Source organism: Sunxiuqinia elliptica (assembly GCF_900113005.1).
GTDB classification, from domain to species: Bacteria; Bacteroidota; Bacteroidia; order Bacteroidales; family Prolixibacteraceae; genus Sunxiuqinia; species Sunxiuqinia elliptica.
The window spans coordinates 27,198-54,087 of sequence record NZ_FONW01000001.1 but is presented as its reverse complement, the minus strand read 5'-3'; the positions used below and the strand labels follow the sequence as shown (position 1 = coordinate 54,087).

General features: G+C 40.6%; 17 protein-coding genes. 4 read left to right on the top strand and 13 right to left on the bottom strand.

Translation table 11 applies throughout. From position 1 onward, the window contains the following. Positions 1-7: 7 nt before the first annotated feature. The 10 genes from BM156_RS00195 to BM156_RS00150 all read right to left on the bottom strand — a co-directional run bounded on the left by BM156_RS00195 (position 8) and on the right by BM156_RS00150 (position 18,078). Positions 8-3,175: a SusC/RagA family TonB-linked outer membrane protein gene (locus tag BM156_RS00195; RefSeq protein ID WP_093917805.1), complete on the bottom strand. Its 3,168-nt coding sequence runs from the start codon at positions 3,173-3,175 to the stop codon at positions 8-10. 510 nt (positions 3,176-3,685) lie between these two features. Further along, positions 3,686-4,204 (bottom strand): lipid-binding protein, encoded by a 519-nt coding sequence (locus BM156_RS00190; RefSeq protein ID WP_093917804.1) that lies wholly within the window; start codon positions 4,202-4,204, stop codon positions 3,686-3,688. An 18-nt stretch (positions 4,205-4,222) separates the two neighbouring features. Continuing rightward, positions 4,223-4,957, bottom strand: coding sequence for a BT_2262 family domain-containing protein (locus BM156_RS00185; RefSeq protein WP_093917803.1), 735 nt, complete (start codon positions 4,955-4,957; stop codon positions 4,223-4,225). Positions 4,958-4,985: 28 nt separating this feature from the next. Then, positions 4,986-6,503, bottom strand: a complete 1,518-nt coding sequence (locus tag BM156_RS00180; protein ID WP_093917802.1) for a SusD/RagB family nutrient-binding outer membrane lipoprotein — start codon at positions 6,501-6,503, stop codon at positions 4,986-4,988. Positions 6,504-6,524: 21 nt separating this feature from the next. Continuing rightward, positions 6,525-9,689, bottom strand: coding sequence for a SusC/RagA family TonB-linked outer membrane protein (locus tag BM156_RS00175; protein WP_093917801.1), 3,165 nt, complete (start codon positions 9,687-9,689; stop codon positions 6,525-6,527). 475 nt (positions 9,690-10,164) lie between these two features. Next, positions 10,165-11,685 (bottom strand): SusD/RagB family nutrient-binding outer membrane lipoprotein, encoded by a 1,521-nt coding sequence (locus BM156_RS00170; RefSeq protein WP_093917800.1) that lies wholly within the window; start codon positions 11,683-11,685, stop codon positions 10,165-10,167. 19 nt (positions 11,686-11,704) lie between these two features. Beyond that, complete coding sequence (locus BM156_RS00165; protein ID WP_093917799.1) at positions 11,705-14,863, bottom strand: SusC/RagA family TonB-linked outer membrane protein; 3,159 nt, start codon at positions 14,861-14,863, stop codon at positions 11,705-11,707. Between the two features lie 780 nt (positions 14,864-15,643). Then, positions 15,644-16,387: a YjjG family noncanonical pyrimidine nucleotidase gene (locus BM156_RS00160; protein ID WP_170846808.1), complete on the bottom strand. Its 744-nt coding sequence runs from the start codon at positions 16,385-16,387 to the stop codon at positions 15,644-15,646. A 93-nt stretch (positions 16,388-16,480) separates the two neighbouring features. Then, a complete protein-coding gene (rsmI, locus tag BM156_RS00155) occupies positions 16,481-17,197 on the bottom strand; it encodes a 16S rRNA (cytidine(1402)-2'-O)-methyltransferase (RefSeq protein WP_093917797.1) in 717 nt (238 codons plus the stop codon). Between the two features lie 2 nt (positions 17,198-17,199). Beyond that, entirely contained in the window at positions 17,200-18,078 is an 879-nt protein-coding gene (locus BM156_RS00150; RefSeq protein WP_093917796.1) for a hypothetical protein, read from the bottom strand. A 77-nt stretch (positions 18,079-18,155) separates the two neighbouring features. Here BM156_RS00150 and BM156_RS00145 point away from each other — a divergent pair, with 77 nt between their 5' ends. Together BM156_RS00145 and BM156_RS00140 are read left to right on the top strand one after the other, a co-directional pair. Next, complete coding sequence (locus tag BM156_RS00145; protein ID WP_093917795.1) at positions 18,156-18,737, top strand: thymidine kinase; 582 nt, start codon at positions 18,156-18,158, stop codon at positions 18,735-18,737. Further along, positions 18,730-21,216 (top strand): bifunctional UDP-N-acetylmuramoyl-tripeptide:D-alanyl-D-alanine ligase/alanine racemase, encoded by a 2,487-nt coding sequence (locus tag BM156_RS00140; RefSeq protein ID WP_093917794.1) that lies wholly within the window; start codon positions 18,730-18,732, stop codon positions 21,214-21,216. Before BM156_RS00145 ends, BM156_RS00140 begins: the two co-directional genes overlap by 8 nt. Positions 21,217-21,308: 92 nt before the next feature. On the opposite strand, the gene BM156_RS00135 is transcribed toward BM156_RS00140, so the two are convergent. The 3 genes from BM156_RS00135 to BM156_RS00125 form a co-directional block, all read right to left on the bottom strand. Then, a complete protein-coding gene (locus tag BM156_RS00135) occupies positions 21,309-22,010 on the bottom strand; it encodes a Crp/Fnr family transcriptional regulator (RefSeq protein WP_243745411.1) in 702 nt (233 codons plus the stop codon). A 146-nt stretch (positions 22,011-22,156) separates the two neighbouring features. Continuing rightward, positions 22,157-23,800, bottom strand: coding sequence for an NAD+ synthase (locus BM156_RS00130; protein WP_093917793.1), 1,644 nt, complete (start codon positions 23,798-23,800; stop codon positions 22,157-22,159). A 142-nt stretch (positions 23,801-23,942) separates the two neighbouring features. Continuing rightward, positions 23,943-24,620 carry a porin family protein gene (locus BM156_RS00125; RefSeq protein WP_093917792.1) on the bottom strand — a complete coding sequence of 226 codons (678 nt, stop codon included), beginning with the start codon at positions 24,618-24,620 and terminating at the stop codon, positions 23,943-23,945. A 304-nt stretch (positions 24,621-24,924) separates the two neighbouring features. On the opposite strand from BM156_RS00125, the gene BM156_RS00120 reads away from it, so the two are divergent. Together BM156_RS00120 and gldB are read left to right on the top strand one after the other, a co-directional pair. Further along, entirely contained in the window at positions 24,925-25,752 is an 828-nt protein-coding gene (locus BM156_RS00120; protein ID WP_093917791.1) for a hypothetical protein, read from the top strand. Between the two features lie 132 nt (positions 25,753-25,884). Continuing rightward, the gene (gene gldB, locus BM156_RS00115; RefSeq protein WP_093917790.1) at positions 25,885-26,886 is read left to right on the top strand and encodes a gliding motility lipoprotein GldB; all 1,002 of its coding nucleotides are present in this window, start codon (positions 25,885-25,887) and stop codon (positions 26,884-26,886) included. Positions 26,887-26,890 lie beyond the last annotated feature (4 nt).

Below are 26,890 nucleotides of genomic sequence, written 5' to 3'. Positions count from 1 at the left end.
TTTATAATTAGAATATTAGATTGATTCCTCCTGATACGGTGCGGATTGGCGTGTAACGAGCAGTTGTTGCTTGTACGTAGCTTTGGCGTGGATCCAGTCCTTTACGTTTTGAGACTAATGCAACGTTATCAGCTGTGAAATAAACTCTGATTTTCTCAAATTTTACAGAATTTGCCATGTTTTTTGGTAGGGTATAACCTACTGTGATGTTATTAAGGCTTAGGTAATCTGAGCTTGTGATGAAACGAGTTGATCGAGAATTAGCGTATAGGTCATTTGCATTTAAACGAGGAACATTCGTATCTGTATTTGTTGGAGTCCAAGCGTTGTTAATGTCCTTGTGCCAATTAGTTCCGGCTGAACTTGCTTTTCCTCCATGCATTAATTGAGCGTAGCCTGCGTCATAGATTTTACCTCCTAGTTGGTAGGAGAACTGAATTGATGCATCAAATCCATAAGCATCGATGGTTGTTCCGAATCCTCCATAAACTGTTGGAAGTAAATCTTCAGTCGCCGTTTTATATTCTTGAGCCAGAGAGTAATCATTTGTTTTGATTCGATTTCCATCTTCGTCTTCAGCCCAATATTGCGCTAAGCCTGTTTCAGCATCTACCCCAGCATACTCAGCTAAATACATCCGGTACATTGACTCTCCTTCTTCGTAAATACGAGTTCCATCGATTAGTTCACCTTCTAAGTCAGGGTGAAGTTCATTGATCTTATTCTTTATTGAGGTCGCGTTTGTGTTCAGACTCCATTGAATATTGTTGGTTTTTACAATATTCCAAGCTAGGTCTATTTCTAGTCCTGAGTTAGTCATTGATCCAACGTTCATCGGAAGTGAAGTGTAGCCTTGGCTGCCTTGTATTGGTTTGTAGTACAGCATGTCGACAGACTTACGCCCAAAGTATTCTAATGATCCAGATAGGATATTATTGAAAAGGGTGAAATCAGCTCCTATGTTGTATGAAGTTGATGTTTCCCATGTTAGGTCAGCATTCCCTTTATATTTTCGTGGACCATCAGAGAAAAATCCATCGGAGCCCGTCATATTGAACTGGTCAAGCCATGCGTAGTAATTACCAATGTCATCGTTTCCTTGTTCCCCGTATGATGCTTTTAATTTTAGCATGTTGATCCAGTGAACACCGGTAAGGAAATCCTCATTGCTCATCATCCATGCGACACTTGCAGAGTAGAAATTCCCCCAACGATTATCTGGGCTAAAGCGAGAAGAGGCATCGCGACGGTAGGCGATGTTTGCAAAGTAGGTGTCATTGTATGAATAGTTTACACGTCCAAGGATACCTTTTGTGGCGTAGTTATCTATTTTCCCTCCACCTCTAAGGTTGTCAATGGCATTGTTCACATAGTAGCTTTCAGGATTATACAGGTTTTGACCTGAAGCGAAAATGAGCTCTTCTGAGTAGGTGTATCCATCGTAACCCGCTGTGATGTCGAATTGATGAATGTCATCAAGCATAAATTGGTAATAAGCAATGTATTGCTGGTTTAAACCTTGTATACGAGTTTGTTCTTGGTAGGCTGTACCTCCATAGGCAGCGCTTTGCCCCATGTAGGCGTTACCCAATGAATTGTATTTGGTGTTGTCTACATTGAAGCCATATTTGGCTGTAAGTTTCAGACCTGTAAGAGGTGTTAGTTCAGCATACCAAGAACTATTTACGATATCTTTTAAATACTCGGTTTTGTTGTATGCTAAATCACCTGCAGGATTTGATATCTGCATGAACGTACGTGAGAAATTCGTGCTTTCTCCGTCACCATAGTCATAAACCTTACGGCCTACATTTAATAGAATGTCTTTTGTTGCAGCATCACGAACATACATTGGATATACAGGAGCAATGTAGTTTGCGATGTAGAATGCATTACCACTGGAGTTAGTCGTAATTTGCTCATCAGGATAATCGCTGTTGATTTGGCTGTAACTTACGTTTGCTCCAACCTTTAACCACTCTTTTACTTTGTGGTCTCCGTTGAAACGTCCTGAAATACGGTTAAATCCTGAACCAGAAACAACACCTTGATCATCCATATAGCCTAATGAAAGGAAATAGTTTTGCTTATCATTTCCTCCGGAAATTGAAAGGTTGTAGTCCTGTCTTGGGTTTTTTGAAAATGTTTCGTCAGCCCAGTTGTCTGGGGTGTAATAGTAATCTGCATCAGCATATCCCAATGTCGCATTTGGATTTAGTTTCCCGTCAGTCCCAATTAGGAGCTCTCCTGTTGGAACAGTATAGATTTGGTAACCGTAACCTCCTTCAGATTTAGTGACTAATTTTTCATTTGCGTAAGCATTTGCTTGAGCTTCGTCGTAGTTCAAATTGTATATTCCGGCATTGTAAATAGCATTGTAGGCTTTTTCTGTGTATTTCTGATGACTTGTAAATACGTCATAGTTTTTTACCGAGCGTGAATTTACACCTACTTTCATGTCGAAGTTGATTCTTGCTTCACCAGAAGTACCTTTCTTGGTGGTAATCATGATGATTCCGTTAGCTCCCCGGGCTCCGTATAAGGCAGTTGAGGCAGCATCTTTCAAGACAGTCATGGACTCAATATCAGAACTGTTGATAGAAGACAGATCACCATCAAATGGAATACCGTCAACAACATAGAGTGGATCTGATTCGGCATTGATTGAGCCTACTCCGCGTACACGAACTTTTGCAGAAGATCCTGGCTGACCATTGTCTGCAAGTATTTGTACACCTGCAACAGCTCCTGCCAGCGCATTCGATACGTTTGACACTTGGCGTTTTTCAAGTTTTTCATTATCTAAAACTGCGGCAGATCCAGTAAAGGAGCCTTTTGTAGAGGTACCATAGGCAACTACCATTACTTCTTCAACTCCTACGAAGTCTTGAGTCAGAGTTGCATTAAGGACTGATCCCGAAATTTCTAACTCTTGAGTTTGAAGTCCCACAAACGAGAAGACTAATGTTGAGGCTTCTTCTGGTACTTTAATTACGTAGTGTCCATCAAGGTCTGTAATTGTCCCCATGGTTGTCCCTTTAACAGACACGGAAACACCAGGGATTGTACTTCCGTCCTCCGCGGAAGTTACTGTACCTGTAATTTCCTTGGTTTGAGCCAGTACTGACTGCAACCCAATAGCAAAAATTGCAAGCAATAATGCGATTCTTTTCATAGATATAACTTTAATAATTAAACAGCATAATAATTTTCTTCATATATAGAAAAACTCGTATAGAGTTCTATTCCTACGATGGAAATACGATTACAGTCTACCCCATTTATAGAGCAGAAAGTGGTTTAGTTAAACTTGATACAAAATTGGTCCTTCAATTTCAATTTGTAACTTTTAACACGAATGTTAAAAAAGTTTAATTCTAACAAAAGTAAGGATTTCGTTGAATTTTGGGAATGAAATCTCCCAGGATTGTGATTTGTCTTAAGAAATTGTTACCTGGAAGGGGCTTTTGATTGATAGTTGTTTTTTATAAACCCACTGAATATGGAGTTTTCAGGGAAGTAGGCAGAAATAAAAAAAGCGATATTTTTTATAACATAAACTATAAAAAATATCGCTTTTGATGTAAAAGGAAGGACTGGAGAGGTAGTTACTGAGAACTTTTCTTTGAAATTGAAGGAGAAAGAAGTGCCTGCTCCAGTCCTAAATCTTAACGTACTTTATTGATTAATGAGGCTCATCTTCTTCAAAACCTGATTTTCTGTGGCCTCCAACAATGAGTTTATCATTTTCAATTTCAGTGGCATCTTGAAGGTCTTCAAACCACACTTCGAAATAGATACTATCAACAATGGCTCCAGAGGGGAGCTCTACTGCGTTTTTGATAATCTTTCCATTATTGACAATGACTTTTATTTCATAGCCGTCTATGATGCTTGTTACTTCAGACGTACTTCCAAAAGTTAAACTAGCTTGATTTACAGGAATACGAACTTTATAATCCCAAAAACCACCTTCATCAGTAAACCATATCTCAGCTCCGTCATTGGATGCCGTGTTGTAGGTATATAAAGTTGTAAGGCCTTCACCAAAAGGGTCTTCTCCCAGAGTTTCGTGGTTGTACTGTACATACCAGTTCCCGTCGAAATCTGCAGTTGAGCTATCCCAGATCTCAGGGTCTTCTTGGCAACCACTAAGAATTCCAAAGAAGCTGAAAATGATTGCGTATAGATATATTCTGTTCATGTTAAAAGATTTTAAGCGTTATTCATTAGGAGTTAAGGTAACATGGAAGGTGCGACCTCCAGCATAGATTGATCCAAAGGTGATAACTCCGGTTTCGGGATCATATTTGCCATCTACAATTCCTTCACCGCCCAGCGTATCTTGCCAGGCAGGAGAGATGCTAGCTAGGTGAGTCAGTGTATTATCTGCATTAAGTCGAACAAACCCATGGACAAAATAATTTCCATATATTTTATAACCGACACCGTCATAATAGTAGCTTCCCAGCAATCTGTCTATGTAAAAGATGCCGTCAGTAATTTTTTTAATTGTTACTGGAGAATCTTCGTAAGAGCCACCTGTAGGAGTTCTGTATACGTCTCCGCTGTAACTGCCGGAAAAGTCCGTTGTTATATCAGGATTAGAAACAAAAACACCAATGGAGGCAGCAGCAGAATAGCCATCGTTGTTAATTGCAGAATAGTCTACAACGTAATATCCAGGGGTATTTCCATCTACACTTCCATCAATTGAAACTTTATCAATAACATCTGTTTCTCCTTCCATCGCAGCAAAGTTTTGATTGACATCGTATGCCTCTCCTTTGTCGATGATTATTTTATTGTTCCCTAATTGGTCAGTGCCTTCTGCCATATCAAATGAAAAGGTCACATAGTGGGTTATTGTTGTTGACCATCCTTCAGATTCCTTGTCACAACTTGTAAACAGGCTTAAAAGGACAATCATGCTTATAAGTGAATAAATTGATTTCATATTTGTACTTAGTTAAAAGTTAAAAAAACTATTTACCTGCTTTTTGATCCCACCATACTTTCTCACCCATGCTTGTTTTTTGAGATGGTTTGGTAGTGTTTCTTGTTACAACATCATTTGGATAAATAGGAGAAGCAGGAAGATTGCCACTCAATTTACCTTGCCCTGCAATAGATACGATAAATTCTCCTGCTGGGTAATTAAGATGAATATCCGATCGATCTGCCGGTGTTTTAATTAAAATTGAGCTAACAGAAGGATATTTGGTCCTGTTTCTTTCGTAGAATGCTTCCATATGCTGAAGTTTACAATAAGCTACCCACTTTTGCATAGCTATAGCCTTTATGTTTTCTTCTACAGTTCCGTTTGGCCATTCAGCATATTCTCCTGATCCAGTAATTGAGCCGCTGACTTCCCAATAATCCATGGAAGCTTGAACAGCATTGTCATAATAAGCTTTTGCTTCGCCTGAGTTGTTGGCTCTAGCATAGATTTCAGCAAGATAAAAATTGATTTCCCAGGTCGTCATTAAGGGGATGTCTGAAGTTGGAGCAAAACTAACCAAGCTGAAATCTTCCTTGTCATCAGTAGTCCCATCTCCGTCAGTGTCACCGGTGTAAGCAAAGTCTCCTTGGAATGATCCTAAATAGTTTCCATCAGGAGTAGGCTCATAAAGTTTTCCAATTCTAGGATCGTTGTTTACAACAAGGTATTCGATCATTGTTCTACTAGCAATAACATTGTCAAAATATCCCGCATCGATGAATTCGTCCATTGGGTGACGTTTGCCGTCTTTGTCGTTCCAGATGTTGCCGTGTATCATTGCATTCTCAGTAATGAATCCTCCGGCTTCTGCAAGAGCGATCAAATCAGCGTTATTGTATTTGGATGTTTCAGAAAGGCGGATCATTAATTTTAGTTTTAATGATTTTACGAAGGCCTTCCATTTTAGCATATCACCATCAAATATGAAATCGTATCGAGAGGTGATTGTTGCACTTGCGAAGTTCATTTGAAGCAGCGCATCAACTCTTGTTAGTAGATCATCGTAAATTGATTCTTGAGTATCGAACTTGGGAGAAAAAGAACCTTCTTCTCCACCAAGAGCTTCAGAATAAGGGATGTCTCCCCATGTGTCAGTTACTATTTGCCAAGTGTAGATAGAAAGTGCTTCTGCTATAATATAAGTTCCACTTCCTTCTTCTGACCTAGCCATTATGCCTTTTAGGTCGTTTAATGCAAATGGAACAAGGTTACGATAAGTGATGCTAAAATCATCTTCATTGTATTGATCAATAAATTTGAATTGAGATGACGTGTGATCTTGGGTCCAATATTGTGACCAAAATGCACCGTGAAAACCCATTTCCCATCCCATTAAAGCATTTGCTATTCCAAGTTGAGCAACAGGAAGAACAGTTTCGGGGCTGCTAAGTTCACTTAGATTGTTGGGATCTCTGTTTACATCCAACCAATCTTCACATCCAACTAACGTTGAAGTTAGAAGGGTAATCAGTGAAATGTATAGTAATTTTTTTAGATTCATAATTCTATAGTTTATAAATGATTAAAATGTAACAGATAACCCGAATGTGTAATTTTGGTTAGTTGGATTGGCTCCAAATTCACCAAATTTTGCACTAAGGTCATTCCCGAATGTGGTTGTTTCAGGGTCAATGTATTGATTCTCCGAAGGAGTCCAGAGTAAGATGTTGCCGGCAACAACAGAAGCTCTTACGCTTTCAACGCCTAATTTGCGAGCAAATCTTTTAGGAAGGTCATAGGTGAGTTTTACTTCTCTTAGTTTCAGATATGACCTATCGATAAAGAATTCATCCGTACGGTTGAAGCCTCCTTCACTATAGAAGTCGTGTAAGTCAGCAGATGCTACAGGTGTTGTGTTTTCTACATATTCACCATTGACTAACGCTACAGAATTTGGAATAATAAATGGATTTCTGTCATTGAATGTTGTTTCCAATCCACTACCAGTCCAGCCCATGTAGTCTTTTTGATAAGAGTAAATGTAGCCTCCGTAACGTAGGTCTAAAGTAGCTCCAAGTGCAATTCCTTTGTATTTGAATGTATTTGATAGACCAGCTCTAAAGTCTTCGTTGATACTTTTATCTAGAACAACTTCATCAGGAGTTGAGAGAGGCATTCCGTTTCCATCGACTACAATGTGTTCTTCTCCGTTAATTTCAGTTGTTTGAGTGATAAATGTTTTAAACAGCCCCATTTCTTTACCTTCAACTGCAACAATGCTTGCTCCACCATAACCCGCTAAAAAGATTTCGCCTTCAGCAAGGCTTTCAACAGTGTTATCATTTTGGGAGTAATTGGCACTTACGATCCACTCGAAGTTGTTTGTTCTAATTGGTGATCCAAATAGGAGTATTTCGAACCCTTTGTTTCTAACATCTCCAATATTATTAACAATTGAGGTATATCCTGAAGAGGGGTCAAGAGGTTGAGAGTTAATAAGTCCTTCGGTTAGCTTGTTGTAGTATGAAACGTCAAATCCTAGGCGGTTTGAGAACATATTCATTTCAAGCCCAAGTTCATATTCCTTTGTAATCTCAGGTGCAAGGTCAGGACTTCCCAGTTGGTTGCTAATCATCCAAGAATTTATTCCATTTAGCGGAAATTCCAGATCATCGACATTTGGGAATCCAGGGTTATCGATAAAACCTTTTTGGAAAACAGGATATATGTCATATACACCAGCGTCATTACCAGTCCATCCATAGGCTACTCTTAGTTTTGCAAAATCAATAGCATTTAATGACATACCACTTTCTTTGGCTAGTTCTGATAGAATAACACTTCCTGTTACTCCAGGGTAGAAATAGCTATTGTTTTCTGGCGGTAAGGTAGAAGACCAGTCATTACGAGCAGTTACTGTTAGGTATAAATAGTCATTGTAACCTAGTTCTGCGTTTGCAAATGCACCCCAAAGTCTTCTTTTACTTTCGTATTGAGAAGCAACAGCATCAGAAGTTCCGTTTGAAAGATTATAGTATCCTGGTACGTCAAGTGCAGTGAGCTCTCCAGTGACTCTTTGGAAACCTCTTTCATTAATGTTTGCTCCAATAAGTGCATTTAAACTGAATTTCTCTCCGAAATTCTTGTTGTATTTCAAGAATGCATCATGGTTTGTCTCGTATCGAGCTCTTTTGGCTATTGAGTAACTACCAGGATCTAGGGATTGAGCATTATAACTAGGAGCATCTTCTGGAATATCGACAATAGCAACCCATGCTTCTGTGTTGGTAGCTTCAAAGTCTCCTCCAAAACGATAAGTAAAAGACAACTCATTTGTTATATCCAAGTCTGCTTGGACTTTTCCGTAAAACTTATTTCTCTTTTGTTCTGAACCGTTTTCAAACAAAGCGTAGTAAGGGTTCAGTCCATATGGAGTGAAATAATTGTCAAGGTTGAAAAATGGGTTTTTGTAATCTTTAAAATCAACAATGGAGTAGTCTTCTGCGATTTCCCAAAGGCTTCTGAAAACAGAGTTTCCTTGTCCTGATGGAACAGCTTTTGTCTTCTCATTGCTAAAGTTGATTGATGAGCTAAGCTTTAATCTGCCCCACTTATGGCTTCCTTTGCTTGAAAGTGTAGTTCTTTTGTAGGTGTCAAAGTCTTCCGGTAAAACACCGTCTGTGTTATTGTTTGAAACAGACATGAAATAGGTTGTGTTTTCATTTCCACCAGATACAGAAACTGCATTTTTATAACTTATGCCATAGTCGTAAAAATCTCTTACTCTAGATTCTACAAAAGCATATGGCTTTAATAACTGGCTGTTATTTACAATAAATCCCCAAAGACGCATCTGCCCGTCGTATTTAGGTCCCCAGTTTCCGTTTTCGTCAAGTGCATGATCTCCACTCCATCCTTGTCCGAATTTGCTCTGACGTTCTGGAATTCGTCCTACATTCTGAACAGTTATCGAGCCGTCGTAGCTTACTCTCATCTTGCCACCTGTGTTTTTACCTGATTTAGTTTTGATGAGTATGACCCCGTTTGCGGCTCTGGAACCGTATAGTGCTGTTGCTGCGGCTCCTTTTAGGATTGTCATTGTTTCGATATCATCAGGGTTGACTGCATTTAGCCCTGATCCAAAGTCTGTATTCCAGTTGAGAGATGATCCCGTTTGTACTTGAGAGTTGGTGATTGGAACGCCATCTACTACATAGAGAGGTTGGTTGCTGGAGAAAGAAGAAGTTCCACGTATGATTACGTTTTGGGTTCCTCCGGGGCTTGGAGCACTAGAAATATCTACTCCGGCAACTTTCCCTTGCAGGGCATTCATCGGATTAATTGTTTTTGCTTCAGCGAATTCTTCACTACTAACAGACGTTGAAGCAAAGCCTAAAGACTTACGTTCTTTGGAAATTCCCAGTGCTGTGACTACTACTTCGTTGATTCCCACAACATCCGCTTCCATTTGTACGTTGACAGTAGCCCCGTTGATTGGAGCTTCTTGTGTTTGCATACCGACAAAGGAGAAAACTAAGGTGGTTGCATTTTCGGGAACCTTCAGTGTATATTTCCCATCAAAATCAGTAATCGTACCAAGAGTGGTACCTTTTACAGAAACAGAAACACCTGGGATGGAACTTCCATCCTCAGCAGAAGTTACTGTCCCTGTAATTTCATTGGTTTGCGCCAAGACTGACTGCAACCCAAATGCAAAAATTGCAAGTAACAATGCGATTTTTTTCATAGAAATAATTTTAATAATTAAACAGCATCAATTCTAAGTTATATCGTAGATAGCGAATATGATTTGCTTTCTTAAAAGAGATTAATATTCCGGTCCCCCAACCGGTAAGAATGTGTTAAGTTTGTTCCCCTTCAATTTCCATTTGTATTGTATAACAAATGTTAAAAAATCTTAACTCTAACAAAAATAAGGATTTGATTGAATTCTGAAAATGAAAATGGTAGATATAACAAGCTCTTTGATAGATTCTTTGTTTCTACTAGTTGTGAAATTGGAAAGTGTGGTGTTATGGATCCCCTATTTTTACTGGGGTTTAAAAAGAATAATACATAATAAAAAAAGCAATATTTTTTACAACATATGTTATAGAAAATATTGCTTTTTTTATTAAAGGAAGGACTGGAGAGGTAGTTACTGAGAACTTTTCTTTGAAATTGAAGGAGAAAGAAGTGCCTGCTCCAGTCCTAGTCTTTTTTTAGTTAGCCCACCAAAGTGGAGTGTCTTGCTTGTCTCCTCCGATGGATGAAGCAGCGGCTTTGACATTGTCGTCATTGATGCTGGCTTCGTTCAGAAGGTATTTGTTTCTTCCAGGAACGTCAGTTAGTCCTCCTATTGGTTTGAATTCATAGGTTTCTGTTGCTGTCCCGTCAGCAGTTGGCCAAGTGTACTCATAAGGAGTGTTTGGTTGTACTAATGTGTTGGGATAGCCCGTTCTGCGATATTCGCTCCATGCCTCCATTGGTTGCATGTAAAGTGCGATATACTTTTGCATCATGACTGTTTCCTCGCTTGCAGCAGGAAGATTTGCAATGTAATCGTCTGCTGTAGTAGCATCTACTCCCCATCGATCAAGAGATGCTTTAACTCCTTTTTCATACCAGCTTTGATCCCAGTTGTTATTTTCGCTCATGATGAAGCACACTTCAGCATACTCCATGTAAATTTCGGTATAATCTGCGCTTAGGATGGCGTCCCCTGGCATTGATTCGGCTTTAAATGAGGTAACGACTTCGTTAGCTTCAGTTAAAGGGATGCCTACTTTAAAGCCATCTTCATTGTCTGCGACAAATAGGTCAAGACGAGGATCTTCAACGGCGAAAGGTCCTCTTTCTCCTTGAAGTAACTCGACAAATTGCATGGAAGGAGCAAAGTCTGTACGAGCTTCAACAACGAAGGCTCTGTACATTGGAGCTCCGTTAACTGCATTGTCTTCGTAGGTTACTCCTGCGTTGTCTTCGTTTGATTCCATCACTCCAGCGGCGATGGCACCAGTAATGTGGCTTTCAGCTGCTGGATAAACGTCTTTGATTCGGTTGGCTATTCTTAAGCGAAGAGAGTTTGCGAACTTTTTCCATTGAGCTGCATTTCCGTCAAAGAAGTTATCTCCATCAATCATGTTTTCAGAAGTGATGATGCTTTGTTGGGCTTCATCGAGTTCTTTGAGCATGTCTGCATAGATGTCTTCTTGCTTAGCGTAGGCCGGCCGATCGATGCCATTGTCCTTTAGTTGATTGGCTTGGAAGGATGGATTGTCGCTTCCGTATGACCAGTATGGCACGTCTCCCCAGAGTTCAACTGCTTGAAGATAAACGTAAGTTAGCATGATTCTGGCAGCGGCAATTTGGTTGACATTTGCTCCAAACTGAGCCATGTCTCCTTTAGTTGCTTCGTCTGTGTTAAGGGTGATGATGTCTTTCAGGTCTTGAGCGTTTTTGTAAATGTCGTCCCAAGCTCCTTGGTTGACGGTTTCACGATATTGAAAGCGGTCTTCTTCAGTGTAGTTTACCTGATTCCAGTATTGAACCCATAATAACATTTGACGCCCGGAGAACCATTCGTCACGAGTGTCGTCCATGAATCTTTTTTGGACACGGTTCATGATTCCATATGTAGGTGCAATTTCTGGATTGTTTGGATCACCATAGTAGTCAACCTCACAGGAAGAAAATAGCAAGACGCCTACGAAGAAAAGTGTGATATATTTTAATGTCTTCATATTTATCGTATTAATATTGTTAGAAATTAATTTTTAGGTTGAATCCAAAAGAGCGTGTGGCAGGAATGATTCCTCCTTCAAGTCCTTGAATATTCCCAGATCCACCAACGACCGTTTCTGGATCAATTCCCTTGTTGTCTAATCCCCAAACTGCAAGGTTTCGCCCATAAATGGATAGGCGGACAGATTCGATGATGTCAACAAATTTTGGAATGGTGTAACCTAAAGTGACTTCACGAAGTTTGATATAGGAAGCATCAAAGATACTGGTTGCACTGGGGGTTCCATTTCCATGATAGTGAGATACTCCCCAGTCTTCAGCTGTGATTGATGTTGTATTGGGAGAACCGTCTTCTTTTACGCCAGGTAAGATAATGCCATCTTCGCGGATGGTGTTTCCGTTGGATGTTGGAACTGCAGTGCCTTCTGCCATTCCTGAGTACATTCCCCACATGTTGGTGATCGAGTAATACTTTCCACCTTCGGAGATGTCGATGAGTGCACTAAAATCGAAATTCTTGTATTTGAAAGAATTGTGAATCCCGGCTGTGTAGTCTGGAAGCACGGATCCTACGGAAGTTAGTTCTCCGGAGGTTAGGTAGATGCCGTCTTCGCCAACAACTTTATTGCCTTTTTCGTCATGAACATAGTCATAGGCGAAAATTTCCTGGAATGTTGCTCCTTCAACAGCATTGATGTATGCGCCGCCAAAAGGAGCTCTTGCTAGCTGGATCTTGTCTAGGCCTTCAGGTAAATCAAGGACTTCGTTTTGGTTTTTAGCAAAGTTTAACGTGATGTCCCAGGAGAAATCTTTGATCTTAACCGGAGTTCCATACAGCAGAATTTCAACCCCTTTGTTATTGATTTTTCCTGCATTGATTACTCGCTCTACGTAGCCACTGGCTCCACTTACTTCAATTGGAACGATCTGGTTTTTGGTGTCGCGATTATAGTAGCTGATATCAAATCCAATTCTGTTTTTTAGGAAAGCAGCTTCAATTCCGAATTCAATTTCGCTGGTCAGCTCAGGTTTTAGATTCTGATTTTTTAGGCGATCGTCATTGGTGAACTGAGGGCTTCCATTGAATGGATCGCTGATGAGATAAGTATTAAATACTTGGTAGGCTTCTGTTCCGTTACCTGTCTCTCCGTAATTGGCGCGAACTTTTAAATTGTCCAACCAATCAACTTCTAAAAGTTCTGATGCTAAGAAGCTGGCAGAAACAGAAGAGTAGGAATATTCGTTCGAACCTGTTGGAAGAGTGGAGTCGTAGTCTTTACGGAATGTTCCGTCAAGGTAAAGCATGTCTTTGTAGCCAACACTAGCAGATGCAAACCAGCTGTTAACTTGAATTTCTCGTTTGAAATCATCCAGTAGCGGTTGGTTGGCAGAGTTGTTTAAGTTATAAAGTCCGTCTACAACCAAGCCTCCGTTTGTTTCTCCTTCGAATCTTGAATAATCATTCTTGCGGGTGTTGGCACCAAGCATTGCAAGTACGCTGAAATCTTCGAAATTGCGGTTGAATTCTAATTTTCCTTCCAAGTTAATTTCTGTTGCTTGGCGGTTAATCTGCAAATAGCTTGAAAGGGCTTGTGAACCTTTTGCTACACGTTCTCTTTGATTAAATGTGTAGGTGTCGTAGTAAAAATTACCTGACGCACTTAAATAGTCCGTAATGTTCGCTTTCAGTCCTGCTTTACCGAAGATTCTTGTGCGATCGTCATCTTGGTAGTTTTTATAGGCGGTCCAGTAGGGGTTGTCTGAGTAGTTGGGTTTTGGATTCGTTAAAGATTTCCGGTTCCATACTCGTTGTGTCCCGTCTGGGTTGATGTAGTCTTTTAGTTTGTCAAAGTCTAACTGACGTTGTCCCCACTGGAAGAATTTTTGTGATTGTGAGTTGTCTCCATATCCAAATTGAGGACGCCCCATAGTCTCTGTTTTGATTACATTCAAATTGGCATTCAACTCGATGATGTCCTCGAATAGAGATGATTGTCCGTTGATGTTGAAGTTGTGTTTTTCTTGCTCGGAGTTTGGTACAATACCTGTCATGTTGACGTTTGTGTAGCCAACTCTCAGGGCAGAACGGTCGCTTGTAGTAACTACGTTTAGTGAGTTTTGATAGGAAACACCTGTTTCGTAGAATGATTTTACATCATTTTTAGGGGCAACCCAAGGAGCCGTTTGGGGGGTGCTTGTTATGCCTTGTTCGTAATCTGCAACGCCCCACCAGTGTAGAACTTCTTGGCCTTCATACTTTGGTCCCCAGCTTTCATCTACGGCGTAGTCTGGGATGAGGTAGTCTTTCCCTTCGATGGACACGGTTTCAAATCCGTAGCCTCCTCCGTATTGTTTCTGTTGTTTTGGCAAAATAGAAACGGTCTCGAAATTGACTCCAGAGTTGACTTCTACAGAAAAAGATTTTTTCCCAGCTTTTCCTGATTTTGTGGTAATCATGATCACTCCATTCTGACCACGGCTACCATACAGCGCAGAAGCCGCACTTCCTTTCAGTACTTCGACACTGGCTACATCATATGAGTTCAAGTCATTGGTCATTGATCCATAGTCATAGCCACCGCCTCCGTTTTGAGTGCTTGTGGTATTGAAGTTTTCGTTGCTGATGGGGACTCCATCTACAACGAATAATGGTTGGTTGTTTTGACTGAAAGAGCTAGCACCTCTGATTAGAATGTTCTGAGATCCGGAGAAGTTTTGTCCGGAAATCTGCAGTCCGGCAACTTTTCCTGATAGTGATGAAATCGGGCTAACTGAATTTGCCGCAGTTAGTTCTTCACTACTTACTCCTTGTGAGGCGTATCCCAGAGATTTTTTAGCCCGGCTTGTTCCCAGTGCAGTAACAACAACTTCGTTGATTCCAACAACATCAGATTCTAGGGCTACATTAATTGTGGTACCTGTAATTTCAGCTTCCTGGGTTTGCATTCCAACAAATGAAAAAACAAGTGTCGTTGCATCTTGAGGTACTTTTAATACATAGTTTCCATCAAGATCGGTAATTGTTCCTAAGGTGGTGTTTTTGACAGACACAGAAACCCCTGGTATTGAGCTTCCATCCTCCGAAGAGGTTACTGTACCTGTAATTTCCTTGGTTTGAGCCCATAGGGACTGCAAGCCAATTGCAAAAATTGCAAGCAGTAATGCGATTTTTTTCATAGAAATAATTTTAATAAATAAACAGCATCAATTCTTTTACTTTTTCTTTCTAAGGAGAGGTGAATGTGAATTTGTTGTTCCCCTTTGTTTTTGAAGTCAGAGACGATTATTCCCCCAAATAAGCCGTCCCCTCTGTTGTTTGTTAAGCCATTTCTGGCTTCTTCTTTTAAACTATTTGTGAAATGTTAAAAAAAATTAACAATTACAAAATTAGAAAAAAGGCAAAATCATGAAAATTTTAATGTTAAGTTGATTGATTAATTGACAAATGTCATAGGTGTAATGAAATGACATTCATGAGTAATTTTACTAGATATGTAAATATATATAATTAATCATCTTTAGACATTTGTTCGTATTGTTTGTTTGTAAGTTGTTCTCTTGTAGATTTTTCTTGTGCTAAATTTTATTAGTTTTTGCATTTTTTTATTTCGTTGTTATGTTCTTTTGAAGGGTTTGATTATTTGTTCTGCTTGTTCTGTCTTATGTTATAAAACAACCAATTTATTTTTTTAAGTTGCTTCATTTTTAGTGCTGGTGGATTAAAATGAAAGCTTTGAGTTTCTCTTTCTTTTAAAATGCAACAATTGCAAATGTAAAAAAATATAACTGTAAGTAAATTGTTGATATTGCTTAACAGACGTACGGTATAGGCTCCGGAGGCTTTTACTTTGGTTGCCAGAACGGCGATGTTGATAATTTGTAATTCTAAAGCTTTGTCTTTCTAGAACTTTGGTTTGTATATGGGGGAAGTTTAAATTGATGTTAAGAAATCTCGAATTAGAGTAATCGTGTTAGTTCTTTGATGCTTTTAATGATGTGGGTGGTGTTTTTAGGGGGTGATGTCTTTGTAAATGAGTTTTTATTAGGGTGTGTGTGCATTTTTTGAGGGAAGCTGCTAGTATTATCTATGAATATCTGGCTGATTCCGAAATTGCGAGCACCTTCTATATCCGATTCCCAGGAGTCGCCAATCATGATACTTCTATTTTTTTTGGCATTGCATGATGAAAGGGCGTATTGGAAAATACGTTTGTCAGGTTTTGGAGCCTGAATCTCTTCAGATATAAAAACACGCTGAAAGTAAGGGCTTAGTCCGCTGGATTCAATCTTTTGATGCTGTACTTCTGTAAAGCCATTGGTGATGATGTGCATTTGATAGCCTTTCTGTTGGAGATATTCAAGTGTTTCAATAACTCTAGGGTAGAGCTTCTTCTGCAGGGGCATTCGTTTGAGGTAGTGGTCGTTCATGACCATCGGATCAGTTCCATGAATCTCAAAATGGGAAAGCGTTTGCTCAAATCGTTGTCTGATGAGTTCCGGTTTTCTAATTTCTTGCTTTCTGTATAATTCCCAAAGCTGGCTGTTGATCTGTTCGTAATAGTGAATGAATTGTTCAAAATCGATTATTTGGGACTCCAGCTTTAGCTCGAGAATTGTTTGCTGCATGGCTAGCCTTGAATTGGTTTCAAAGTCCCAAAGAGTATGATCGAGGTCAAAAAATAAGTGGTCGTATCTTCTCATGGACATTCAGTTTCGAGTTCTACTCTTATATTCTACTGAGTAAGACAGACGGTTTCTAAAATCTAAGTTGTATGAAAATGTGATCATCTGTTTTCAGCTCTTTTGTTCTTTTGGTGAACCGTCAGTTTTTTGCTTTTGTTGCTGTTTGCCTTCAACAACGATGACGATTTCTCCCTTAACCTTTTTGGATTTGAAGTGCTCAGCTAATTCAGTTAAAGTGCCTTGTTGGTTTTCTTCATGGAGTTTGCTCAATTCTCTCGAAACAGAGGCCCTGCGTTCTGCCCCAAAAAACTCGGCAAATTGTTCCAGGCTTTTTACCAAGCGGTAAGGCGATTCGTAGAAAACCATGGTGCGCTCTTCTTCGGCAAGTTGGGTTAACTTTTTTTGGCGTCCTTTTTTCGGCGGAAGAAATCCCTCGAAGCAGAAGCGGTCGTTAGGAAGACCAGAATTGACCAACGCAGGGATTAGAGCCGTAGCTCCGGGAAGACATTCAACTTCAACATCGTGGTCGAGGCAGGCTCTTACTAAGAGGTAGCCAGGATCACTGATCGCAGGGGTTCCGGCATCGGAAATTAGTGCGATTGTTTCACCGGCAGCGATGCGTTGAGCAATGTTTTCTACGGTTTTATGTTCGTTGAACTTATGATGTGAGAATAGTTTTTTTTGAATCTCGAAATGATGCAGCAGTTTCGAAGAGGTGCGTGTGTCTTCGGCTAAAATAAGATCTACCTCCTTCAGAACTTTAATGGCCCGAAGCGTCATATCGTCCAGATTGCCAATTGGAGTTGGTACAATATATAGTTTTCCCATAATTAATTTGTGAAGCGACGTTTTACTAATTGTGCAAATTGAATGGAGGTTTCCGTCTTTTTCCATTTAAAATTTGAATTAAGAAAACTTACGGCTTCTTCCAGATTTGTGGATTGATCTATTTCTTTTACGGTGTCTCTGAATAGCTCCGGGTTGTTGTTGAACAGTTCCCGTGTGTATTGAAAACGGTCGTTCAAGCCAATAGCAGTTTCCAGCTTTTCGATTGGAGAGTTAGCCAGTTTCTGATCCAGTGTTTTACTTTCAAGAAGCAAATCATTGAGCGACTTTCCCTTGGCAAAATTTTCACCTACAATCTTTTGTTCTGTGGGCTCTTCTGTTAGCTCTTCTTCATCGATTGTATCGTCCTTTTTTTGTGGTTCTTCTTTTGGAGCTGGAGATTCTGCTGCTATTTCCTCTACTTCAATCGCTTCCTTTGTCGCTGTTGTTGATTCCAGTGGCTCATTTTTGATCTCTACAGCAATTTCCTCCTCGGTAATGCTTGCTTCAGAAGCTGTTTCAGGTTTGTGTTGTTCCGCAACTTTTTCTTCTGAAACTGTCTCTGGCTTTTCAGCTGTTGGTGTTTCTGTTGGTCGTTCTTCCTCCGCCTCTTCTTGAGCAACTGTTTCAACTTGAGGCGCTGGATGATCTGCTAAAGTTTCTTTTACTGGAGCTTCTACAGGTTTGGGGATTGAAGGGATTTCAACCTTTTGTTTTTCTATTTCCTGTAAAAATTGGAATTCCTGATAGATGAGTTTTGATTTACTTAGCGCAATATCAATCTCAAAATTCGAAAGGCCCTGAGAGCGTCCCAGTCCATCCGCTATATCATCTAATTCTCTTAAATCTTTTAATATGATTTGTATTAATTTCTGTTTTTCCATATTTAATTAAAAACAATTTAACCCAACAAATTCGTTACTTTTGTAAAAGTAGTAAAATCCAAAACTAATCACGGTAAATGTTTCTTGAAAGGGATGTCAGCCATCATAAAAACGGTGGGACAATTGAAGTTATTGCCGGTTCTATGTTTTCAGGCAAAACAGAAGAATTAATTAGGCGGTTGAGGCGTGCACAGTTTGCGCGGCAAAAGGTGGAGATTTTTAAACCGGTGGTTGATACCCGCTATTCTGATGAAAAGGTGGTTTCACACGATGAAAACTCGATTCCAAGCTCGCCTGTAGAAAATTCAGCGAATATTTTGTTGTTAGCTGGGAATGTTGATGTTGTTGGCATCGATGAAGCGCAGTTTTTTGATCAAGGATTGGTTGAGGTGTGCCAGAAACTGGCCGACTTGGGTGTTCGGGTTATTGTTGCTGGCTTAGATATGGATTTTAAAGGAAAACCTTTTGGTCCAATGCCTGAGCTTATGGCAATTGCCAATTACGTTTCGAAAGTGCATGCCATTTGCATGCGATGCGGAAGTGTGGCTCAGTTTTCTCATCGGTTGGTGTCCAACGAAAAGCAAGTAATGCTGGGAGAAAAGACGGAATATGAACCGCTGTGTCGGGTTTGCTACAATAAAGTAATGACTCATGAGTGATCTCTCAATAAAAGAATTAGGATCTATTCTTAATGGTACTTATCAGAAGGGCGCTTTAGCGTCTGATTTTAATATTCGGAATGTGGCTATTGATAGCCGGACTTTGGTTGATCCGGTGGTGACTGTGTTTTTTGCCCTAGCGGGTGAGCGGCATGACGGGCACCAGTACGTTTCGGAGTTGTATGAAAAAGGCGTGCGCTGTTTTGTTGTTTCGCACTTCCCAGCGGAGTTTGAGGAGTTTGGGCAAGCACATTTTATCGAAGTGAAAGATACTTTGGAAGCTTTGCAGAAGTTGGCTTCCGATGTTCGGAATCATTTTGACTTTCCGGTATTGGCAGTTACGGGGAGCAATGGAAAAACGGTAGTTAAAGAATGGTTGTTCGATTTGCTACAAGACCAGTTTCGTATTCGGCGAAGTCCGAGGAGTTATAACTCGCAGGTTGGTGTTCCTGTTTCTATTTGGAGTATGCAGGGAGAGGCTGATTTGGGAATTCTGGAAGCTGGAATTTCGAAGCCTGGCGAAATGCGAAAATTGGCTGGCTTAATTCGTCCGGAGTTGGGTATTTTAACCAATATAGGTGATGCGCATCAGGAGAATTTCTCGAGCTTAGAAGAAAAACTAGAGGAGAAACTACAGCTTTTTGAAAATGCAAGACTGTTGGTTTTTAGAGCAGATACAACTTGGATTGCTCAGCAGGTCGCAAAAAAGTTTAAGGGGGTGTCAACTCGGTTGTTTTCCTGGGCAATAGAAGGTCAGCAAGAAGCTGACTTGCTTTTTGGTATAGAGAAGCAGGGGCAGAAAACACGGATTGGTTTTGCTTGGGATGGAATTCAGCATCAGGTGGTCATTCCGTTTTGTGATGAAGCTTCCATTGAGGATGCTTGCCATTGTTTAGCATTGATTTTGGTGCAAGGCTGGTTTTCATCGGTGCTGGCAACTGCTTTTGAAGATTTGCAGCCCATAGCGATGCGATTAGAATTGAAAGAGGGAATTAATGGTTGTATTCTGATTAATGATTTCTATAATTCTGATATCAACTCGTTGGAAATTGCTTTGCAGTTTCAGGAGCAACAAACCAGTTCAAGCCGACAGCATAAGACGGTCGTTTTATCAGATATGCGACAGTCAGGATTTCCTCCGGATCAACTGTATGCAGAAATTAACCGTTTGCTAATGCTGAATAAGGTGAGTCGGCTAATTGGAATTGGCGAAACGATTGGTAAGTTCCGGTCTGTATTTCAATTACCCTCTCAGTTTTTCTCATCAACTCAAGAGTTATTGGATAAACATCCTGATAATTTGTTTGCCGATGAAGCCATTTTGCTAAAAGGTGCACGTGAGTTTTGTTTTGAGGATTTGGCGGCAATTCTTCAAAAAAAATATCATCAAACGAGGCTCGAAATTAGTTTAAACACCTTGGTTGAAAACCTGAATGCTTTCAGAAGCCAGATCAAGCCTGGAACCAAAATCATGATTATGGTGAAAGCGTTTTCCTATGGAAGCGGAACGGTAGAGATTGCGAGGGCATTGGAGTATCAGAAAGTCGACTACCTGGCAGTAGCTGTTGCCGACGAGGGCATTGAGTTAAGAAGAGCGGGAATTACCGTTCCAATTATTGTAATGAATCCTGAAGCGCATAGCTTTGATGCGATGATTGCCTATCACCTTGAGCCTAACGTTTATTCTGTCGAGGTTTTCAAAGCTTTTTATCGGGCAGCCCAAAGTGCTGCTGTTTCTGACTATCCGATACACATTAAGCTAGAAACAGGCATGCACCGCTTGGGATTTTCCAAGCTTGAGGAGTTGAAGCATCTGGCCGAGGAAGTTGGTGGAAATGATACCTTGAGAATTCAATCGGTTTTTTCGCATTTGGCTGCAACCGACGAATCTTTGCATGATGACTTTACCAAAGAACAGTACACCCGTTTTGTTGATTTAGCTGAGGAGGTAGTGTCCAGGCAGAAGAATCCGGTTATTCGGCATTTATTGAATTCCGCCGGAATCGAACGGTTTCCTGAATTTCAAATGGAGATGGTACGCTTAGGAATTGGGCTTTACGGGGTCGCGGCTACTTCTGCCGTATCTGTTCGTCCGGTTGCCCGTTGGGTGAGTACGATTTCGCAGATTAAAGAAGTTGACGAGGGAGAGACTGTTGGATATGGGCGTAAAGGGGAAGTTGCAAACCCCAAAAAGGTAGCGGTTGTTCCGGTTGGGTACGCTGATGGTTATGACCGGCGGTTTAGTAATGGTGGTGGCAAGATGTGGGTGAATGGTTGCGTAGTTCCTGTAATTGGAAATGTTTGTATGGATATGACGATGTTGGATGTTACTGATGTTGAAGTGAAAGCCGGCGATTTAGTGGAGTTAATGGGCTCGCACATTCATTTAACGGAGCTGGCGGCATGGGCTGGAACTATTCCCTACGAAATATTAACAGGCATATCGCAGCGTGTGAAGCGCATTTATTCTCAAGAATAAAATTGACTTAAGCCGTAAGGTGAAGAAATAAAAAAGGAGAAATCAAGTTTGTACTTGTTTTCTCCTTTTTTCTGGTTTTTAGTGAAACCAGTTTATCCAAGTTTACTTATGCGTTCGAGTTTCTGTGAATCCAAGATTCGAATTTTCCGGCCGTCAATGGCAATGACTCTTTCGCCTGCAAAGGTTGATAAAGTTCGGATGGCATTGCTGGTGGTCATGTTAGACAAGTTCGCAATATCCTCACGAGACAAGAAAACTTTCAGAGTTGCCCCATCGTTTTCAAAGCCGTATTTTTCTTTTAGCAAAAGCAGCGATTCAGCCAATCGGCCTCGGATGTGCTTTTGTGTAAGGGTAACGGTTCGGCTGTTTGAGAACCCAAGTTCGCGAGCTAGTTTCCGTAAGAGCTTTGCTGTAATGTCCGAGTTTTTCAGCATGTGGTTAAAAAAGAATCCAGAATCGACATGGCACGCTAAAGAGTCTTCTAAAGCGACTGCCGAGGCAATGTGGATTTCTTCTGCCAGAAGCGCGCGATACCCAATAAAACCATTGGGTTTGGTCATCCGGATAATTTGTTCACGTCCTCCGACTCCCTCCTTAAAAATCTTGATTTTTCCTTCAATTAAAAACGAAAACCCGGTTGGTTTATCCCCTTCCTTGTAAATGAATTCGTTTTTCTTAAAATTGGTCAACGTGATGTGTTTGAGCAGTAGTTCTTTTTCTTCAGGAGTTAAAAGGCTGAAAACCGATTTCGGATTTTCCAGCATCTCCTTAATCCCCATTTCGTGACTCAGCATATATTCCAACTTTATATGTTATAGAGCATCAAAGTTAACTAATTTTAACAAATAAAAAACGTTTTAGAAATCTTTTATGCTAAAAAGCGCTGAGCCACATCAGGCCTCGTGTACAGGGGCTTTTGTTTTTTTTACTCTTTTTGGAACTAGTCGTATTTCGCAACCAGGGGCATCTTTCTGCCAAAGCCGAAAGCTTTCGAACTTACTCTTAAAATAGGGGGGGCTTGGAACCGTTTATACTCATTTCGGTTAACCATTTTTATAATTTTTTTGACGGTTTCTTGCTCAAAGCCTTTTTCAATGATTTCTTGAGGTGACTTGTTGAGTTCTATGTAGTTAAACAAGATGTCATCTAAAATATCATAGTCGGGTAGCGAATCAGTATCTTTTTGGTCGGGACGCAATTCTGCTGATGGTGGCTTTTGGATACTGTTGATGGGAATGATTTCCTGCTCTCGGTTGATGTAGTGCGATAGCTTGTAAACATCCGTTTTGTATACATCGCCCAGAACGGCTAGTCCTCCATTCATGTCACCGTACAAGGTTCCATACCCTACGGCACATTCGCTTTTATTGGTTGTATTGAGGAGTATGTGTCCAAATTTGTTCGATACGGCCATAACCAAGGTTCCGCGAGTACGGGCTTGGATATTTTCTTCAGCAACGCCACTTGGTGTGTTCTCAAAGAGAGGGGCCAGTTGTTTCTCGAACTCGTTAACCATATTTTGAATAGGGACGGTGTCGTATTGAATTCCCAGGTTTTCGGCCAACTGAACAGCATCGGCAACACTATGATCAGACGAGTATTTTGATGGCATCAGGATGCCCCGAACATGGTCTTTGCCCAAGGCATCAACGGCAAGGGCACAAACTAAGGCGGAATCAATTCCTCCGGAAAGTCCTAAAACAGCATCTTTGAAACCGGATTTCTGGAAATAATCCCGAATTCCGAGCACCAAGGCTTCATGTATTTTGGCGATGTAATCTGTTTGGGCTTGTGTATGTGCCTTTGGATTGTCAGTATCAATTATCTGAAAATCTTCCTGGAAATAGGCCAACTCTACCGGAATGCTTCCATCTGCTTTTAAAAAGCAAGAGCCTCCATCAAAAACAATTTCAGTTTGAGCGCCAATTTGGTTGACGTACACAATGGGTAATTGGTAGTGAATGGCTTTGTTTACCAACACATTTTTTCGCCAATTCGCTTGGTTGTGAGAAAACGGAGAAGCTGATAAATTGATCATCAAATCTGGTTTCAGCTTGCTCAACTCTTCAAATGGAGAGCAGGTATAAAGTTTGTTTTTGCCAAACACATTGTGGGTTGGTTGCTCGTCCCAAAGATCTTCGCAAATTGTTACGGCCAGTTTTTTCCCATTGAGTTCAATGAGTTCGAACTGTTTGTTGGGCTCAAAATGCCGGTATTCGTCAAAAATGTCATATGTTGGAAGCAGGGATTTATGGCGAATTGCTTGAACTTGTCCATCTTTTAGGAAAAAAGCTGAATTAAAAAGCTGTTTTCCATCGCTGTCGGTATTGATGCTTGGTGCACCAACCAGTGCGGCAATATTGGTACAGGCACTTGCTATCTTTTCGATGGTTTGCTCCGCCTGTTCGATAAATTCCTTCCGTTCGAGCAAATCATGAGGATAATATCCAGTTACGGCTAATTCTGAAAAGACAACCAGCTCGGCTTGTTGCTGTTCAGCTTTCTGGATCGCTTCGATAATTTTTCGGGCATTATCTTCGAAATTACCAATGTGGTAGTTCAGTTGCGCAAGTGCTATTTTCATTTGATTTAAAATTCTATGTTTTCAAATGTGTCAATGCCCCATCTGCTTTTTTAGTCAGATAGGGAACTCTTGAGGCTCATTTGATGATCAATCTGCTTTGGAGAGCAAAAATAATTGAAAAAGAGAAAAAACGGGTTGATTTCTAGAAAACCAAGCCAAGTTTTAACATCAGCGAATTAAGATCGGTTTTATCCTTAAACTGATTGTTGGAGGTGACATCCATAAAACCGTTTTTGTAAACAATTCCTACATCAATCGCATTATTGCCTCCCAAATCGAAATGTGAACCAACACCAATGTTTAGTGCAAGGTTGAATAGTTTAACTTCGTCATTGATATTGCTTTTATCCAGGAGGTCATTGCTGCTGTCTCCTTTAGACTGGATATTGATCATTCCAGAGAACCCGAATTGTCCCCAATATGACCAACGACGGAATTGGCTGGTTTTCAGCTTCAGAGCCAATGGCACTTCAATGTATTTTAGGCGGTAACGAAAAGTGGTGCCGGAGTCAAAAGTATGTCTGGAAAACTGGATATCATCAGAATTGTCGTAATAGCGAAGATTTCCGCCGGTGCTGTTAATTAGAAGCCCTGTTGCCAATGCATAGCGGTTGCCTTCATCAAAATAAAAATCGGCATTTACTCCGTAGTTAAAGCCAAGGGTGACTTTCCCACTTTCAACTCCTTTTTGATCTGATGATAGCCAGTTAATGGTTGGGCTTGCCGTAAAAGACAGCTCCGTTTTTCCTTGAGCCCAAGAAGCCTGACCTGCGAAAATAAGCAGGATAATGATCCACAATTTTTGATATTTCTGTTTCATAGCTGTTTGTTTTCTGACTTAGAGAACGCTTGTTCTTTGCATTTTTGTATCTGCAAATCTCGAATATTCTATTTAAAAAGGCAATTCTGTTTGGTCAATCACACTTTTCTTGAACGTTTCAGGGCAGTTTATCACCCTTCTCTATAAATTGTAACATAGCATTTGTCTATGTTATCTGCCTTTAATGAACTTTATTTTAAGTTGCTGTGCGTTAGTGTTTTGGGTGGATGTTTTATTTTTATTTGATCTAAATAAGTCGTAACTTATTCTAGAAACTAGTGGGTTAACTTAAAATGGATTTACAATGAGAACAAGAAAAATTGCGATGTCGAAGGTGACTCTTTTTGCCTTAGTATTAAGTCTTTTTATGGGAGCTTTTGTGTTGAAAAGTCAAGCTCAGGAAAGCAAGAACTATTTTGTGGTAGTTGATTTTATGAAAGTCAAGCAGGGCGATGAAGCGAAGTATGTAGAATTGGAGAAGGAAGTTTGGAAGCCAATTCACGAGGAGCGAATCAAACAGGGAGAGATTGTCGGCTGGGTGCTTTACGCCATTCATTATGCGGGAAGCGACGATGAGTATAACTTTGTTACTGCGGCGCTTTTTGATGATCCGGCCAAGCTGGAACACACGTTTCAAGTCGATATGGAAAAGGTCCATCCGGGAAAAGATCTGGACAAAGCTTTCGCTGAAACTTTAAGCAGTCGGGAGTTGGTTCGGAAACAGCTTTTGTATCGGGATGACTTTGTTTATCCGGAAGGCGGACCGGGAGACTTTAAGTACATTCAGGTTAATTTTATGAAAGTGAAGCCCGGCAATGGCGGCGCCTATGTTGAGCATGAACGTAAAGTTTGGAAGCCCGTCCATCAGGCTTTGGTGGATGCTGGAACAAGGTCGGGCTGGTCGTTGTGGGAATGCGTTTATCCGATGGGCGCTGGGATGCCTTACGATTACGTAACAGTTGACTATTATGCTGACTTTTCGAAATTGGGAGCAGCTGATATTATGGAGGCCTTTGAGAAGGCACATCCGGGAAAAATGATGAATGAGCTGACAACGGAAACGAATCAGGTGAGGAAGCAGGTAAAAGCTGAACTTTGGGAAGTGATTGATTCTGCTTGGAAACAAGAATGATCTTATAAAGAGAAGGTGTCAGAAATTGATTCTTTTGTGAAATATTTGTTAGTTTGAAGAGTTAAAGGTGTAGCCCCGATTAAAAACAGTCGGGGCTTTTATTCACTCCGAGGAAAATCAAAAGAACAGAAGATGAGAAATTGCTGGATCCTAGTGTTGATTATATTAGTAAGTGTTTTTGCTTGTCAGCGAAATCCATTGAAGATTGATGTTTCAGATATCGAAATCACTCAGGAGTTCAAGTCGTATGATAAGGCGCTTTTGGAGACAACTGAGCAACTAGAAATGACCGTTCCGAAATTAGAGCAAGAATATGGGCGTTTCTTTGAGTTGTTCAACTTCCATATGATTGGGATAGGTGGACCAGAGCAAGCGGATTTTTTGCCCCAATTAAAGTCGTTTGTTGCCGATACGATGATTGTGAACTTGAAACAGCAAACAGATAAGCTGATTGACCGGGAGGAGTTGGCTGATGAATTTCAGCAGGCATTCAAGCATTATCATTATTACTTTCCAGAAAAGGTGGTTCCGAACATTTATACCTGCATAAGTGGATTGAACCAGTCGGTGGTGGTCGCCGATTCGCTGATTGGGATTAGTTTGGATAGGTACCTGGGCGCTAATTCCTATTATTATCCACGACTGGGCATTCCGGCCTATAAAATTCGAAATATGTATCCGCAGAAGATTGTACCGGATGCAATGTACTTTTGGGGAGCTACGGAATTTCCAATTAGTGCTAAAGCCAGTAAAGTAGTTGAAAGCATGGTGCACCAAGGAAGTCTGCTGTATTTTGTCGAGGCGATGATGCCAGATGCGCCCGACAGCGTGGTTGTTGGCTATACTGGTGCTCAACTTACTTTTTGCGAGAATAGTGAGGCCGCCATGTGGAGTTATATGGCAGAGCAAAACCTACTCTTTTCTACCAACCGGATGGATATCAAACGCTATGTCGATGATGGTCCCTACACCTCTAGTTTTTCAACCGAATCACCAGGGCGTGTTGGCGCTTGGTTGGGATGGCAGATTGTTCGGAGTTACATGCGGAAAAACCCAGAAACGACCTTGAAACAGCTAATGGAGAATCACGATTACCTGGGAATTTTAAATCAGTCTGGTTATCAGCCAGAATAGTCTG

Bases quoted from the DNA above. Each gene is read 5' to 3' on its own strand.
- BM156_RS00145 (WP_093917795.1), top strand. From the start codon at position 18,156: ATGTTTCTTGAAAGGGATGTCAGCCATCATAAAAACGGTGGGACAATT.
- BM156_RS00165 (WP_093917799.1), bottom strand. From the start codon at position 14,863: ATGAAAAAAATCGCATTACTGCTTGCAATTTTTGCAATTGGCTTGCAG.
- BM156_RS00125 (WP_093917792.1), bottom strand. From the start codon at position 24,620: ATGAAACAGAAATATCAAAAATTGTGGATCATTATCCTGCTTATTTTC.
- BM156_RS00170 (WP_093917800.1), bottom strand. From the start codon at position 11,685: ATGAAGACATTAAAATATATCACACTTTTCTTCGTAGGCGTCTTGCTA.
- BM156_RS00140 (WP_093917794.1), top strand. From the start codon at position 18,730: ATGAGTGATCTCTCAATAAAAGAATTAGGATCTATTCTTAATGGTACT.
- gldB (WP_093917790.1), top strand. From the start codon at position 25,885: ATGAGAAATTGCTGGATCCTAGTGTTGATTATATTAGTAAGTGTTTTT.
- BM156_RS00185 (WP_093917803.1), bottom strand. From the start codon at position 4,957: ATGAAATCAATTTATTCACTTATAAGCATGATTGTCCTTTTAAGCCTG.
- rsmI (WP_093917797.1), bottom strand. From the start codon at position 17,197: ATGGGAAAACTATATATTGTACCAACTCCAATTGGCAATCTGGACGAT.
- BM156_RS00120 (WP_093917791.1), top strand. From the start codon at position 24,925: ATGAGAACAAGAAAAATTGCGATGTCGAAGGTGACTCTTTTTGCCTTA.
- BM156_RS00180 (WP_093917802.1), bottom strand. From the start codon at position 6,503: ATGAATCTAAAAAAATTACTATACATTTCACTGATTACCCTTCTAACT.
- BM156_RS00195 (WP_093917805.1), bottom strand. From the start codon at position 3,175: ATGAAAAGAATCGCATTATTGCTTGCAATTTTTGCTATTGGGTTGCAG.
- BM156_RS00150 (WP_093917796.1), bottom strand. From the start codon at position 18,078: ATGGAAAAACAGAAATTAATACAAATCATATTAAAAGATTTAAGAGAA.
- BM156_RS00160 (WP_170846808.1), bottom strand. From the start codon at position 16,387: ATGAGAAGATACGACCACTTATTTTTTGACCTCGATCATACTCTTTGG.
- BM156_RS00175 (WP_093917801.1), bottom strand. From the start codon at position 9,689: ATGAAAAAAATCGCATTGTTACTTGCAATTTTTGCATTTGGGTTGCAG.
- BM156_RS00135 (WP_243745411.1), bottom strand. From the start codon at position 22,010: ATGCTGAGTCACGAAATGGGGATTAAGGAGATGCTGGAAAATCCGAAA.
- BM156_RS00130 (WP_093917793.1), bottom strand. From the start codon at position 23,800: ATGAAAATAGCACTTGCGCAACTGAACTACCACATTGGTAATTTCGAA.
- BM156_RS00190 (WP_093917804.1), bottom strand. From the start codon at position 4,204: ATGAACAGAATATATCTATACGCAATCATTTTCAGCTTCTTTGGAATT.